Here is a 14,353-nt window from a genome sequence, read left to right on the forward strand (position 1 = left end):
ACGAGGAGAGAGGCATGAAACCAGGCATTGAGGGAGCAGCCGAAGCATTGTGGCAGGCGCGCTCCGAACGGAAGACTATCGCTCGCGTGTCGGAGACCTTCGACATTCAGACGGTGCAGGATGCCTACGCGATCGCCGAGGTCAACGTCAACCGCGCCCTTGCGGCGGGCGCACGAGTCTGTGGAAAAAAGATTGGCTTGACATCGAAAGCTGTGCAACAGCAGCTTGGGGTCGATCAGCCCGACTACGGCGTACTGTTCGCGGACATGGAGTATTTGAGCGGTGCTGAACTGCCGGCGCAAAAGCTGATTCAGCCAAAGGCCGAAGGGGAGATCGCGTTCGTTGTTGGTCGCGATCTCGATGCCCCAGACTTGAACTGGGGGCACTTTCTCATCGGTTTGGAATACGCGTTGCCGGCGATCGAGGTTGTCGACAGTGCGATCGACGACTGGAAGATTACGCTGGTCGATACCGTCGCTGACAATGCGTCGTGCGGGCTTTACGTTCTCGGCCTCGAGCCGCGCCGTATAGGCGATCTCTCGTTGGCCGGATGCGGGATGGACTTCAGGAAGAACGGGATGACTGCCTCCGTCGGGTCAGGGGTGGCTTGCCTTGGAAATCCGCTGAGCGCGACGTACTGGCTTGCCAAAAAGATGGCTGAACTCGGCCAACCCCTGCGCGCCGGTGACGTCGTGATGTCGGGCGCGCTCGGGCCGATGGTGCCGGTGACGAGGGGCGATCGCGTCGACGTGGAGATCAGCGGCCTGGGCCGCGTGAGCTGCGCGCTGGAGTGACGCGATGAACTCGGCGCACGATGTACTCGACGGGCTTGGCCGGAATCAGGCGTCTGCGGGGCTTGCTTTGGCAACGCCCGATATTGAACGCATTGACGCTCCTGACGGCAGCTTCATTCTGCGTTCCCGTATGCCGCCAAGGCCGCACGTACGGCGCATCGGCACCTGGCTTGAATACTGGAGCCGCACCACGCCTGGACAGGTCTTCCTGGCGGAGCGTACTGACGACGGTGCGGGTTGGCGCCGTTTGACCTATGCGCAAGTGCGTGCGGAGGTGGGCGCGATCGCCCAAGGCATGCTCGATATCGGCCTCGCATCCGGGCGGCCCATTGTCGTTCTATCGGATAACAGCATAGATGCTGCGCTTGTGGCGCTGGCCGCGATGCATATCGGCTTGCCCGTGTCGTTCATATCGTCAGCCTATTCGAGGGCAGCGCACCATTGCAGCAAATTGAACGCGCTCCTGAACGTGCTGGACCCGGGTCTGATGTATGCCGACGACGGAGAAGTTTACGCCAAGGCAATGCAGGCTGGCGGCAGGCAATGCCCGCTCGTGTATTCGCGGAATGTACCGGACGGCGGGATCGATCTCGGCTGCCTACGCAAGACGCGGGAAACGGCAGCCATCATGGAGGCTCACGCACGCGTTACGCCGGATACGCACGCGAAATACCTGCTGACGTCAGGCTCGACTGGCATCCCGAAAGCCGTAATCAATACGCACGGAATGCTTTGTGCAAACCAGGAGGCGATCGCTCAGGTTTGGCCGTTTGTTGACTCCGCCGCACCGATCGTCGTGGATTGGCTGCCCTGGAGCCATACATTTGGCGGCAACCACAACTTCAACATGGTCCTGCGCAATGGCGGCTCCCTCTATATCGATGATGGGCGGCCCGTGCCTGGGTCAATCGAAAAATCGGTGCGTAATTTAATCGAACTGTCGCCGACACTCTATTTCAACGTGCCGCGCGGATTCGATGTGTTGCTGCCCCATCTCGAGCAAAACGAGACGTTCGCACGGCATTTTTTCAAGAATATGCGGGCGATCTTTTTCGCTGGCGCTGCGTTGCCAAAGCCGCTATGGGATCGCCTGAAATCGGCCGCTGAACGCCATCGTGATGCGCCGCCACTGTTCACTTCGGCGTGGGGCTCGACGGAAACTTCACCGGTTATCACCAGCCTGCACTTCCATTATCCCGAGCCCGGCAATATCGGTGTGCCGGTTCCGGGCGCGGAAATCAAGTTCGTACCGAACGGTGACAAGCTCGAAATGCGAGTGCGCGGCCAACACGTCTTCCCCGGATACCTCCATGCGCGGGAGCTAACAGACGAGGCATTCGATGAGGAAGGATTTTATTTGATAGGAGATGCAGGGCGCTTGGCCAATCCCACAGATCCGAACGCTGGCGTTCTGTTTGATGGACGCATCTCGGAAGATTTCAAGCTGACCACGGGGAGCCGGGTATCGGTCGGCACGTTGCGCCTACGTGCCGTTGCCGCCCTGATGCCATACGCGCAGGATGTTGTTGTGGCTGGACATGATCGCGATGAGGTCGGCCTGCTCGTTTTTCCGTCACCGGCGTTGCACACGCTGGGCGGAGACGACGCGCGTGCGATGACGGGCGAGCAATTGGCGGCCAATGCAGAGGTCCGAAGAAGGATTGCAACCGCGCTCTCCTCGCTCAACGAAGGTCATGGCTCTGCTAGCCGGGTCGCACGCGCAATCATCATCGACTGTCCGCCGAACCAGGAGAGAGGCGAGATTACGGACAAGGGATACATCAATCAACGGAGAGTGTTGACGTTGCGCGCGCACGAGGTCGAGCGATTATTTGGCGGGGGCGCCTCGGTCATCTTTCCCGCCACCAACACTCATTGAACGCAATAGCGAAGGACGAGCAATGGCAAAGAAACTGAAGGCCGCGATCATCGGATCCGGAAATATCGGCACCGATTTGATGATCAAGATTATGCGACATGGCGAGCATCTCGAGATGGGGGCGATGGTCGGCATCGACCCTGCGTCTGACGGCCTCGCACGTGCTTCGCGCTTGGGCGTCGCCACGACATACGAGGGCGTCGAAGGGCTCACCCGTCTGCCGGTGTTTGACGAAATCGATATTGTATTCGATGCGACAAGCGCCGCCGCGCATGTGAAGAACGACGCGTTCTTACGTCGGCTCAAGCCTGGCGTCCGAATGATCGACTTGACGCCGGCAGCGATTGGTCCGTATTGCGTACCTGTTGTGAACCTCGCTGAGCATGTCGATGCGCTAAACGTCAACATGGTCACGTGCGGCGGACAGGCGACGATTCCGATGGTCGCCGCCGTCTCTCGTGTCGCGAAAGTGCACTACGGCGAAATCGTCGCGTCGATCTCGAGCAAATCGGCAGGCCCGGGTACGCGCGCGAACATCGATGAATTTACTGAAACGACCTCAAAGGCGATTGAGCAGATCGGTGGAGCGACGAAGGGAAAGGCGATCATTATCCTGAATCCAGCAGAGCCGCCACTGATGATGCGCGATACGGTGTACTGCTTGTCAGAGCCGGCCGATGAGGATGCCGTGGCGCAGTCGATCGAGGAAATGGTGGCTGCCGTCAACCGTTACGTACCTGGCTATCGCCTCAAGCAGACGGTCCAATTCGACCGCATTGACGCCACTCAACCGCTGAATATCCCCGGGGTTGGCGCGCGGATGAACGGGTTGAAGACCTCGGTATTCCTCGAAGTGGAGGGGGCCGCGCATTATCTGCCGTCTTATGCCGGCAACCTCGACATCATGACCTCCGCGGCGATGGCCTGCGCTGAACGCATGGCCGCCGAAATGGTCGCCCGTACCACTGCCTGAAGGGAGAGACGGCATGACATCTGACAAAAAGCTCTACATTTCCGACGTGACGCTACGCGATGGTTCGCATGCGATTCGTCACCAATACAGCGTGGAACAGGCCGTTGCCATTGCCAAGGCGCTCGACGAGGCGAAAGTTGACTCGATCGAGGTCGCTCATGGCGATGGTTTGCAAGGATCGAGTTTCAACTATGGCTTTGGCGCACACACCGACCTCGAATGGATAGCGGCAGTGGCGGGGACGGTCAAGCATGCCAAGGTCGCGACGCTACTTTTGCCTGGCATCGGCACGATTCACGACTTGCGCAATGCCTACGATGCCGGCGCACGCATCGTACGCGTCGCGACCCACTGCACCGAAGCCGATGTCTCGCGACAGCATATCGAGCATGCGCGCAAGCTTGGGATGGAAGCAGTGGGATTTTTGATGATGAGCCATATGACGACGCCGCAGCATCTGGCTCAGCAGGCAAAGCTCATGGAAAGCTATGGAGCGACGTGCTGCTACGTCGTGGATTCGGGCGGTGCCCTTGGTATGAACGACGTCCGCGAACGCTTCCGCGCATTCAAAGACGTACTTGATCCCCGGACGCAGACCGGCATTCATGCACACCACAACCTGAGCCTTGGGGTCGCGAACAGCATCGCGGCGGTAGAGGAAGGATGTGACCGCATTGATGCGAGTCTTGCAGGGATGGGGGCGGGTGCCGGCAACGCGCCACTCGAGGTATTTATCGCGGCGGCCGCTCGACTCGAATGGAACCATGGCTGCGATCTCTACAAGCTGATGGACGCTGCAGACGATATCGTCCGCCCGCTGCAAGATCGGCCGGTGCGAGTCGACCGCGAAACGCTCGCGCTTGGTTACGCCGGTGTTTATTCGAGCTTCCTGCGTCACACCGAAGTCGCCGCAAAAAAGTACGGACTTAAGACCGTCGACATCCTCGTTGAACTGGGCCGCCGTCGTATGGTCGGTGGCCAGGAGGACATGATTGTGGACGTTGCGCTTGATCTGCTCAAGGCAAAAGAGGCCGAACGAGTAACCGGATAGTGCCATGACTGCATTCAAGCTGAGAATCGAGCCGGCGGGTGTCGAAATTCCGTGTTCCGCCGAGGGCAGCCTGCTCGATGCCGCGCTGGCTGCCGGTTACTTTCCGCGTCATAGCTGTCGGCGTGGCCAATGTAACGCGTGCGAGGCGCGCGTCGTGTCCGGCAACACGCGCTATCCGAGCGGATTCGAGCCAGAAGGCGTGCGCGACGGTTACGTCTTGACCTGTCAGGCTCGCTGCACCACGGATGTCACGATCGAGGCCCAGGAGGTCGCGTCCACGCCGGGGCAGCGCGTTTTGCAGACAGGCGCGCGGGTGCTGGAAGTCCAGCGCGTGGGCGAGGACGTGGCCCGCGTGCGGCTGGCAGTGCCAACGGAAACGGGTTTTGCTTTTCAGCCGGGGCAGTATGTGGAAGTGGTCTTGCGGGATGGGGCGCGGCGCAGCTACTCAATGGCGAACGCGCCCGACGGGAGCGGAACGATCGAGTGGCATGTCCGCGCGGTGCCAAGCGGGCGCTTCTCGAACCACGTCTACCGCTCCCTGAAGCCGCGTGACATGCTGCGAATCGAGGGACCATTTGGCACGTTCATGCTACGAGATTCGTCTGCGCCCGTTATCTTCCTGGCCTCGGGAACGGGTTACGCGCCGATTGCGGCGATGCTGAAGGCGCATGAGACGGTCATCCAGCAACGTGGCGCGGTGCTCTATTGGGGAGGCGTGCGTCTTGGCGATCTCTACGCATACGACGAGGTATGCGCGTGGGAGCAGGCCCATCCCGGGTTTCGCTTCGTTCCGGTTCTGTCGGGCGACGAGCCCGGTTGGACCGGACGCAAAGGCTTCGTGCATGAGGCCGTGTCTGCGGATTTCCCGAATCTTTCGCAGCACGAAGTTTACGCCTGTGGCAACCCGCTGATGGTCGACGCAGCGCGGCACACCTTCACTCTAGCGAACGGACTTCCCGCGGGAAATTTCTTCAGCGATGCGTTCGTCACTAGACCGGAGCCGGTGAAGACCGACGAAAGGGTATGACTTTCGACCGCACAGGCGTGCACGAATATGCCTGTGCGCGCGCCATAACCTTGGCCTTGCAGGAAACTGTGGATAACTTATGAAAGGCATGATAGGAACGATGCGCTTCACGGTCATTGTGGGTGCGACTGTCTGCGTTGTTATGCTGGCTGCGATGAGTTTCTTTAGCGCTATCGGACTATCCAGGCTAAATACACGTGTCGCGGAGGTTTACCTCAAAGGCGCGCTTCCTGTTGCGAACCTCGGCGACATGCGCAAGGCGCTGTTGGACATACGCTTACAGTTGCGCCGCATACAGGCAACGACCGATGCGTCCACTGTCTCATCGTTCACGGATGCAATTCGCGAAGATGAAGACCTCCTGCATAAGGCGTGGAATGACTACTACGCCAGTGGGGCTGCGAGTGGCGAAGGACGCGCTGTGGCCGACCGCATTGTGGCGTTACTTCCTCAGATCATGGACGGTGACGCGAAGATTGCTTCGGCCTATGCGGCCGGCGACCGAGATACTGCGGAAAAGTATATCGTCGCCGATGAAGCGGTCTGGAAAGCACTGACGGCTGCCATTGATGATGGCGTCGATGTTACACGTTCTGAAGCGGGAAAATGGGCCGACCAGGGGCATGCGACCTATCATACAACGCTGATTCTCGCGTTGACGATGTCGGGTATGGGCCTACTCACAGCAATCGCTATAAGTATCTATCTCCTGCGTTCGATCTCGCGCCCCCTCGAAAAATCAATAGGTGTCGCCGGTAACATCTCTGTCGGCAAGCTGGAGAACAATTTAATCGTCGACTGCGGAGGTGAATTCGGCCAGTTGCTTGCGGCACTGAAAAGGATGGATGAGCAGCTATCGTCGACGGTTCGCCGCATACTGGCGTCCGCTGCCTCGGTTGGGCGTTCGTCCCACGAAATCGCAAGCGGCAATATGGAACTCTCCTCACGAACTGAAGAACAAGCTTCGTCGCTGGAGGAAACGGCAGCGAGCATGACGCAGCTGACGGAGACCGTGAAGCAGAATGCAGACAATGCAATGCAGGCGAATGTTCTCGCGACTGGCGCAGCCAGTCTAGCCGACACGGGTAACGAAGCCGTACAAGGCATGGTTGGAACTATTGAGAAAATCGCCAGCAGCTCGTCGAAGATTTCAGATATCACGGGCGTGATCGAAGGCATCGCGTTTCAAACAAACATTCTTGCCTTGAACGCCGCAGTTGAAGCGGCGCGCGCCGGCGAGCAGGGACGCGGATTTGCAGTCGTTGCCAGTGAGGTGCGCAGCCTTGCCCAACGGTCTGCGGCGGCGGCTAAGGAAATCAAGGAACTGATTGGCGCGTCGGTGGCGATGATCCAGGAGGGTGCTCGGCAAGCTACGGACGTGGGCGCAACCATGACACACGTCAAGCAGGCCATCCGCAGCGTCTCGGATATCGTTGCCGAAATAGCACGCGCATCCGACGAGCAAAGCCGCGGGATCGAGCAGGTCGGGCAAGCGATATCGCAGATGGACGAGGTGACGCAACAGAATGCGACGCTTGTCGAACAGGCGGCTGCCGCCGCGCAGTCACTCCAGGAGCAAGCAAAGATTCTAGGCGGCGCGGTTTCGGTCTTCGTGTTGAGGCAGAGCACTGAAGTAACGGTGGCATCCGAACGCCGCCAGGTTGAGGCGGAGCTAGAAGTTCCCGTCGTTTAGCAAGAAATTCCGAGCCCTCGGAGGGTTTTGCATTTTTCAATGAGCGGTGATTGAGATGAAATTATTGGTTTCAGTGAAACGCGTGGTCGACTACAACGTCAAGGTCCGGGTCAAGTCGGACGGAACGGGCGTCGACATTGCGAATGTGAAGATGTCGATGAACCCGTTCGACGAAATCGCCGTGGAAGAGGCGGTGCGTCTGAGGGAAGCGGGCGTGGCTACGGAAGTGGTGGCGGTGTCGGCCGGCGTGGCGCAATGCCAGGAGACGCTGCGGACGGCGCTGGCGATCGGTGCCGATCGCGCGATCCTGATCGAGTCGAACGAACATCTGCAGCCGCTGGCTGTGGCCAAGCTGCTCAAAGCGCTCGTCGATAAGGAGCAACCGCAGCTCGTGATCCTGGGCAAACAGGCGATCGACGACGATTCGAACCAAACGGGCCAGATGCTCGCCGCGCTGGCCAATCTGCCGCAAGCCACGTTTGCCTCGAAGGTGACGGTCGAAGGCGGCAAGGCCACGGTTGCGCGTGAAGTGGACGGCGGCGCGGAAACGCTGACGTTGACGCTGCCTGCCGTGGTGACGACGGATCTGCGCCTGAACGAGCCGCGCTACGTGACGCTGCCCAACATCATGAAGGCGAAGAAGAAGCCGTTGGAAACGATTAAACCCGAGGACCTCGGCGTGGATGTGGCACCGCGATTGAAGACGCTGAAGGTGGCCGAGCCGCCCAAGCGCAGCGCCGGCGTGATGGTGCCGGACGTGCAGACGCTGGTCGAGAAGCTTAAGACTGAAGCCAAGGTGCTGTGAGATTACGCGCGGAGCGAGACGAAATGACGATTCTGGTAATTGCGGAACATGACAACGCGTCGATCAAAGGCGCGACGCTGAACACTGTTGCTGCCGCACAGAAGATTGGCGGCGACGTCCACGTGCTGGTCGCCGGCCACAATGCGCATGGCGCAGCCGAGGCAGCGGCCAAGATCGCGGGCGTGGCGAAGGTGCTGCTGGCCGATGCGCCGCATCTGGCCGAAGGCTTGGCGGAAAACGTCGAAGCCACGGTGCTGAACATTGCGAAGGATTACTCGCACATCGTGGCGCCCGCATCGGCCTATGGTAAGAACATTGCACCACGCGTGGCGGCCAAGCTGGATGTGGCGCAGATCAGCGAAATCACGGCTGTGGTGTCCGCCGATACGTTCGAGCGTCCGATCTACGCGGGCAATGCCATCGCCACGGTGCAATCGGGGGACGCGATCAAGGTCATCACGGTGCGTGCGACGGGCTTCGATGCGGTAGCGGCCGAAGGCGGCAGCGCATCGGTGGACAAGATCGAAGCCGCAGGTGACCGTGGCATTTCGCAGTTCGTGAACCGCGAAATGACGAAGCTCGATCGCCCGGAGCTCACGAGCGCGAACATCATCGTGTCGGGTGGCCGCGGCTTGGGCAGCGGCGAGAACTACAACAAGGTGCTCGAGCCGTTGGCCGACAAGCTCGGTGCGGCGCTGGGCGCCTCGCGCGCGGCCGTGGATGCGGGCTATGTGCCGAACGACTACCAAGTGGGCCAGACGGGCAAGATCGTCGCACCGCAACTGTATGTGGCGGTGGGCATCTCGGGTGCGATTCAGCACTTGGCCGGGATGAAGGATTCGAAGGTGATCGTGGCGATCAACAAGGATCCCGAGGCGCCCATCTTCAGCGTGGCTGACTACGGGCTCGTCGGCGACCTGTTTGTTGCCGTGCCCGAACTGAGTGAGCGTATCAACTGAGGTTCGTCGAAATCGCCATCGGAACTATCTAGGCGGAACAGAACGATGGATACGATGCAGCAGGCCCGCCTTGACGCGGCTGCCGCAGCCAATGCGGAGGACGCTTCGATTTGGCGCTGGTTTTGCGTGCTTCTCGAAGAGCGCAGAGTGCGGTGGCGCTATGCGTTCGATCAATGGGTCGTGAGCGTTGATCGAGTTCGCGTTGCAGCCGAAAGTAATTTTCACGATGCCATACGCGCGGCTAAACGGGCGGCCGAAAATCGCGGCCTTGGCCTGTTGCACGAAACATCGGGCGATGTGAGACGGTCGAGGGTGAACGAGGACGTGACGAGGTGCCTCCGGTCCGACGATGAATGTCTGCGGTCTCCCGTCGGACATACCCATTAAACCGCGATAAGGCGGCGTCCTTGTTCGCCTATTTGTTGAGAATTTCGGAATAGCGATCGCGGAAGCGAGCGGTGCATGGAGAACGTATGAAGCAAAAGTCGTGGATTGTCCACAAGCCGGCGCGAGGCGCCTATGACCCTAGCTGTCTGAAGCTTGAGGAGCGAGAGAGGCCGAGTCAGGCGGGCGGAGAGGTTCTCGTGCGCACGCTATTGCTGAGCCTGGACCCGAGTAGTCGCAATTGGCTCAGGCTCGATCCTGCATTTTCCCATTCGGCACTCGGAGTAGGCAGCGTGATGGTTGGCATGGCCGTGGGTGAGGTCGTTCAGTCGGGGTCGGGGTGCTTCTCCCGAGGAGATCTCGTGCAGGGACTATGGGGATGGGAAGAATTCTCGATTGCCCGTTCCGACGCGCTTGAGAAGATCGAGCTGCCACCAGGCGTTCCGTTGGAAACGCACCTTTCAATCTTTTCGCACATCGGGCGTGCGGCCGCGGTTGGTCTTCTCGAAGTGGGCGCGCTCAGTCCGTCGGACACTGTGGTGGTGTCGGGTGCAGCGGGGGCGACGGGATCCCTGGCGGCCCAGATAGCCAAGGCATTTGGCGCCCGCGTGATCGGCATTGCCGGCGGTGAGGCTAAGTGCCGCAGATTGCTCGACGAGTTGGGACTCGATGGTGCGATTGACTACAAGTCTGAGCCACTCGATGCAGCGCTTCGTCGCGAGTGTCCCGACGGCATCGATCTTTACTTCGACAACGTCGGAGGGGCGACGCTTGACGCTGTCTTAGAAAATATGGCTGTTGGTTGCCGCATTGTGGTCTGTGGTGCAATCTCGCAGTATGACCTGGCTACCGAGAGCGAAGCATACGGAATCAAGAATCTTCCGCTCATGCTCATCAAACAAGCGCGGATGGAAGGATTCGTCGTTTCGCAATTCGAACATCGTTACGCCGAGTTCGACGAAGTGCTCCTCGATTTGTTCACCAAGGGCAAGCTGAAGCATCGTGCGCACCTGGTGGACGGGCTCGAGCACGCGGCGGAATCTCTAAAGCTGTTTTTTAGCGGTGCCAATGAAGGCAAGGTGATGATCCGCGTCGCGTCCCGATAGGATTTCCAATACCGCTCTCAGACATATGAAAATGGGCTAGCGCCGAGATGGGTGCTTTGTCGACCACCGGCTTTACGCGGTTCGCTCTTGGTGCACTAATCGGTTGTCTCGCCTCCGTTGTGGCTTGTACAGGGTAACGCTTCTCGCAATTTTCGATCGAAACAACTCAATCCAACTCTCAGACTGAAGGGAATCACGCATGAAGATTCACGAGTACCAGGGTAAGGAAATCCTGCGGAAATTCGGCGTCGCGGTACCGCGCGGCAAGCCGGTCTTCTCGGTGGACGATGCGGTCAAGGCCGCTGAAGAGCTCGGCGGCCCGGTGTGGGTCGTCAAGGCTCAGATCCACGCAGGTGGCCGTGGCAAGGGTGGCGGCGTCAAGGTCGCCAAGTCGCTGGAACAGGTTCGCGAGTACTCGAACCAGATCCTCGGCATGCAGCTCGTCACGCACCAGACCGGTCCGGAAGGCCAGAAGGTCAACCGTCTGCTGATCGAAGAAGGCGCTGACATCAAGAAGGAACTGTATGTCGGTCTCGTGATCGATCGCGTTTCGCAGAAGATCGTCGTGATGGCGTCGAGCGAAGGCGGCATGGACGTCGAAGAAGTCGCGGAAAAGACGCCTGAGCTGATCCACAAGGTTGCAGTCGATCCGTCGACCGGCCTGAAGGACTCGGAAGCAGACGACCTCGCGAAGAAGATCGGCGTGCCCGACGCTTCGATCCCGCAAGCCCGCGCAATCCTGCAAGGCCTGTACAAGGCATTCTGGGAAACCGACGCATCGCTCGCCGAAATCAACCCGCTGATCCTGACCGGCGACGGCAAGGTCATCGCACTCGACGCGAAGTTCAACTTCGACTCGAACGCGCTGTTCCGTCACCCGGAAATCGTCGCTTACCGCGATCTGGACGAAGAAGATCCGGCTGAAATCGAAGCGTCGAAGTTCGACCTCGCGTACATCTCGCTTGACGGCAACATCGGCTGCCTCGTGAACGGCGCTGGCCTCGCCATGGCAACGATGGACACCATCAAGCTGTTCGGCGGCGAACCGGCGAACTTCCTCGACGTCGGCGGTGGCGCGACGACCGAGAAGGTCACCGAAGCGTTCAAGATCATGCTGAAGAACCCGAACCTGACCGCGATTCTGGTCAACATCTTCGGCGGCATCATGCGCTGCGACGTGATCGCGGAAGGCGTGATCGCGGCGTCGAAGGCCGTGTCGCTGAAGGTGCCGCTCGTGGTCCGCATGAAGGGCACGAACGAAGACCTGGGCAAGAAGATGCTCGCTGAATCCGGCCTGCCGATCATCTCGGCGGACAGCATGGAAGAAGCGGCTCAGAAGGTCGTCGCGGCTGCTTCGGGCAAGGCGTAAGCCACCTGTCTACGGCGCATTTACCAGCTCATTTGCCAAAATGACGAGTGGCGGCGCGCGAGCGACACAGGCGTGAAGCATCGCGCCGCGTGGCGCTACCGCGCGACGCCAAACGAACAGAGGTCAATACATGTCGATTCTGATCAACAAAGACACCAAGGTCATCACGCAGGGCATCACCGGCAAGACCGGTCAGTTCCACACGCGTGCTTGCCGTGAATACGCAAACGGCCGCGAAGCGTACGTCGCGGGCGTGAACCCGAAGCGCGCCGGCGAAGATTTCGAAGGCATCCCCATCTACGCGAGCGTCGCTGAAGCCAAGGCTGAAACGGGCGCGACCGTGTCGGTGATTTACGTTCCGCCGGCAGGCGCTGCCGCGGCAATCTGGGAAGCCGTCGAAGCCGACCTGGATCTCGCAATCTGCATCACGGAAGGCATCCCCGTCCGCGACATGATCGAGATCAAGGACCGTATGCGTCGCGAAAACCGCAAGACGCTGCTGCTCGGACCGAACTGCCCGGGCACGATCACGCCGGACGAGCTGAAGATCGGCATCATGCCGGGTCACATCCACCGCAAGGGCCGCATCGGCGTCGTGTCGCGTTCGGGCACGCTGACGTATGAAGCAGTCGGCCAGCTGACCGCGATCGGCCTCGGCCAGTCGTCGGCAGTCGGTATCGGCGGCGACCCGATCAACGGTCTGAAGCACATCGACGTGATGAAGATGTTCAACGACGATCCGGATACGGACGCCGTCATCATGATCGGTGAAATCGGCGGTCCGGACGAGGCGAACGCCGCGCACTGGATCAAGGACAACATGAAGAAGCCGGTGGTTGGCTTCATCGCTGGCGTCACGGCGCCTCCGGGCAAGCGCATGGGCCACGCCGGCGCGCTGATCTCGGGCGGTGCGGACACCGCTGAAGCGAAGCTGGAAATCATGGACGCATGCGGTATCAAGGTCACGAAGAACCCGTCCGAAATGGGCCGACTGCTGAAGTCGCTGCTTTGATCAGGAGCGGCAGCAATAGGGATGTAGAACACGAACCCGCGCGCGGTGCAGCCGAGGCAACCAAAATCGCCGAGCACAAGATCGACCGTCCGATCCGTGGATCCTCAAGACACCAACGCTGTGGTGCTTTGGCTTGTCGGGCGTCTCGTTGTACTTGGCTGCCTACGTTGCTCGCGCTAAACGAATCGGTCTCATTCCATGAGTGACGAGACTCTCATTCCTCCTCGAGACGATAAGCCTGTTCTTCACTACCCTTGTGGCGAAGCGCCCGCAGCCGGGACGGTCAGCGAAATTGCGCCGGGCGTGCTGTGGTTGCGCATGCCGATGCCGCTCGCGCTCGACCACATCAATCTATGGGCATTGCGTGACGGCAACGGATGGGCAGTCGTCGATACCGGCCTGAAAACCAGCGACACGACAGAGGCTTGGCACAAACTGTTTGCCGACGGCGGTGCTTTGGCGCAAGTCAGACTGACGCGCGTCTTCGCCACGCACATGCACCCGGACCATATCGGCATGGCAGGGTGGCTCACGCGGAAGTTCGACTGCCGGCTTTGGATGACCCGCATGGAATATCTGATGTGCCGCGTCTTGGCCGCCGATACCGGACGAGCCGCACCGGACGACTGCGTGCGCTTCTACCGGGAGGCGGGCTGGGACGACGACGCGGTCGAGCTCTACAGGATGCGCTTCGGCGGATTTGGCAAGTTCGTGCACGCGTTTCCGGATAGCTTCCGTCGGCTTAGCGACGGCGAGACCCTGAACATTGGTGAGCATTCCTGGCGTGTTGTAACTGGCAATGGGCACTCGCCGGAACATGCATGCTTCTACTGCGCCGAATCGAAACTATTGATCTCCGGCGACCAGGTATTGCCGCGGATCTCATCCAATGTCTCGGTCTTCCCGACCGAACCGGACGCCAACCCGATGGAGGACTGGTTAGCATCCCTCGACAAACTGCAGCAAACGATCCCCGACGACGTCCTCGTGCTGCCCGCACACAACGAGCCGTTCAGGGGACTTCACGAGCGCCTTGACTCTTTGAGACGAAGCCACCATGCGACGCTCGACCGGCTAAGGCAGGCTCTGGTTCAGCCGAAGCGCGCAGTGGATGTATTCCCGCAGCTTTTCTCACGTCCGATCAGCTCGGGGGAGCCGGGCTTGCTCGGCATGGCCACCGGCGAGAGCATCGCACACCTGAACTACCTGTTGCGCCGCGGCGAAGCGGAGATGGAACTTCGGTCCGACGGTTGCGCATGGTATCGCCTGAGCCGCTCGATCCATTGACGAAGCGTCCGAAG

At 60.1% G+C, this 14,353-nt stretch carries 12 protein-coding genes; all 12 read left to right on the forward strand.

Features of this window, described 5'->3' with window-relative positions; genetic code table 11:
* Positions 1–14 precede the first annotated feature (14 nt).
* Positions 15–794: a 2-keto-4-pentenoate hydratase gene (locus QFZ91_RS39195; RefSeq protein ID WP_429570574.1), complete on the forward strand. Its 780-nt coding sequence runs from the start codon at positions 15–17 to the stop codon at positions 792–794.
* Positions 795–798: 4 nt separating this feature from the next.
* On the forward strand, positions 799–2,673 hold the full coding sequence (locus tag QFZ91_RS39200; protein ID WP_429570575.1) for a feruloyl-CoA synthase: 1,875 nt from the start codon (positions 799–801) through the stop codon (positions 2,671–2,673).
* Between the two features lie 22 nt (positions 2,674–2,695).
* Positions 2,696–3,646, forward strand: coding sequence for an acetaldehyde dehydrogenase (acetylating) (locus tag QFZ91_RS39205; RefSeq protein ID WP_429570576.1), 951 nt, complete (start codon positions 2,696–2,698; stop codon positions 3,644–3,646).
* A gap of 13 nt (positions 3,647–3,659) precedes the next feature.
* Complete coding sequence (dmpG, locus tag QFZ91_RS39210) at positions 3,660–4,697, forward strand: 4-hydroxy-2-oxovalerate aldolase (RefSeq protein WP_429570577.1); 1,038 nt, start codon at positions 3,660–3,662, stop codon at positions 4,695–4,697.
* Positions 4,698–4,701: 4 nt separating this feature from the next.
* Complete coding sequence (locus QFZ91_RS39215; protein ID WP_429570578.1) at positions 4,702–5,724, forward strand: FAD-binding oxidoreductase; 1,023 nt, start codon at positions 4,702–4,704, stop codon at positions 5,722–5,724.
* Positions 5,725–5,803: 79 nt separating this feature from the next.
* Complete coding sequence (locus tag QFZ91_RS39220) at positions 5,804–7,417, forward strand: methyl-accepting chemotaxis protein (RefSeq protein ID WP_429570579.1); 1,614 nt, start codon at positions 5,804–5,806, stop codon at positions 7,415–7,417.
* Positions 7,418–7,472: 55 nt separating this feature from the next.
* A complete protein-coding gene (locus QFZ91_RS39225; protein WP_429570580.1) occupies positions 7,473–8,222 on the forward strand; it encodes an electron transfer flavoprotein subunit beta/FixA family protein in 750 nt (249 codons plus the stop codon).
* A 23-nt stretch (positions 8,223–8,245) separates the two neighbouring features.
* Positions 8,246–9,181 carry an electron transfer flavoprotein subunit alpha/FixB family protein gene (locus QFZ91_RS39230; protein ID WP_429570581.1) on the forward strand — a complete coding sequence of 312 codons (936 nt, stop codon included), beginning with the start codon at positions 8,246–8,248 and terminating at the stop codon, positions 9,179–9,181.
* Positions 9,182–9,654: 473 nt separating this feature from the next.
* Positions 9,655–10,671 carry an NADP-dependent oxidoreductase gene (locus QFZ91_RS39235; RefSeq protein ID WP_429570582.1) on the forward strand — a complete coding sequence of 339 codons (1,017 nt, stop codon included), beginning with the start codon at positions 9,655–9,657 and terminating at the stop codon, positions 10,669–10,671.
* 199 nt (positions 10,672–10,870) lie between these two features.
* On the forward strand, positions 10,871–12,040 hold the full coding sequence (gene sucC, locus QFZ91_RS39240) for an ADP-forming succinate--CoA ligase subunit beta (RefSeq protein WP_013090442.1): 1,170 nt from the start codon (positions 10,871–10,873) through the stop codon (positions 12,038–12,040).
* A 130-nt stretch (positions 12,041–12,170) separates the two neighbouring features.
* A complete protein-coding gene (gene sucD, locus QFZ91_RS39245; RefSeq protein WP_429570583.1) occupies positions 12,171–13,052 on the forward strand; it encodes a succinate--CoA ligase subunit alpha in 882 nt (293 codons plus the stop codon).
* A gap of 198 nt (positions 13,053–13,250) precedes the next feature.
* On the forward strand, positions 13,251–14,339 hold the full coding sequence (locus tag QFZ91_RS39250) for an MBL fold metallo-hydrolase (protein WP_429570584.1): 1,089 nt from the start codon (positions 13,251–13,253) through the stop codon (positions 14,337–14,339).
* The last annotated feature ends 14 nt before the right edge of the window (positions 14,340–14,353 follow it).

Origin of the sequence: Paraburkholderia sp. JPY419, assembly GCF_050435705.1 — a bacterium.
Classification (GTDB): domain Bacteria; phylum Pseudomonadota; class Gammaproteobacteria; order Burkholderiales; family Burkholderiaceae; genus Paraburkholderia; species Paraburkholderia youngii.

Bases quoted from the DNA above. Each gene is read 5' to 3' on its own strand.
- dmpG (WP_429570577.1), top strand. From the start codon at position 3,660: ATGACATCTGACAAAAAGCTCTACATTTCCGACGTGACGCTACGCGAT.
- QFZ91_RS39200 (WP_429570575.1), top strand. From the start codon at position 799: ATGAACTCGGCGCACGATGTACTCGACGGGCTTGGCCGGAATCAGGCG.
- QFZ91_RS39215 (WP_429570578.1), top strand. From the start codon at position 4,702: ATGACTGCATTCAAGCTGAGAATCGAGCCGGCGGGTGTCGAAATTCCG.
- QFZ91_RS39195 (WP_429570574.1), top strand. From the start codon at position 15: ATGAAACCAGGCATTGAGGGAGCAGCCGAAGCATTGTGGCAGGCGCGC.
- sucC (WP_013090442.1), top strand. From the start codon at position 10,871: ATGAAGATTCACGAGTACCAGGGTAAGGAAATCCTGCGGAAATTCGGC.
- QFZ91_RS39220 (WP_429570579.1), top strand. From the start codon at position 5,804: ATGAAAGGCATGATAGGAACGATGCGCTTCACGGTCATTGTGGGTGCG.
- QFZ91_RS39235 (WP_429570582.1), top strand. From the start codon at position 9,655: ATGAAGCAAAAGTCGTGGATTGTCCACAAGCCGGCGCGAGGCGCCTAT.
- QFZ91_RS39205 (WP_429570576.1), top strand. From the start codon at position 2,696: ATGGCAAAGAAACTGAAGGCCGCGATCATCGGATCCGGAAATATCGGC.
- QFZ91_RS39230 (WP_429570581.1), top strand. From the start codon at position 8,246: ATGACGATTCTGGTAATTGCGGAACATGACAACGCGTCGATCAAAGGC.
- QFZ91_RS39225 (WP_429570580.1), top strand. From the start codon at position 7,473: ATGAAATTATTGGTTTCAGTGAAACGCGTGGTCGACTACAACGTCAAG.
- sucD (WP_429570583.1), top strand. From the start codon at position 12,171: ATGTCGATTCTGATCAACAAAGACACCAAGGTCATCACGCAGGGCATC.
- QFZ91_RS39250 (WP_429570584.1), top strand. From the start codon at position 13,251: ATGAGTGACGAGACTCTCATTCCTCCTCGAGACGATAAGCCTGTTCTT.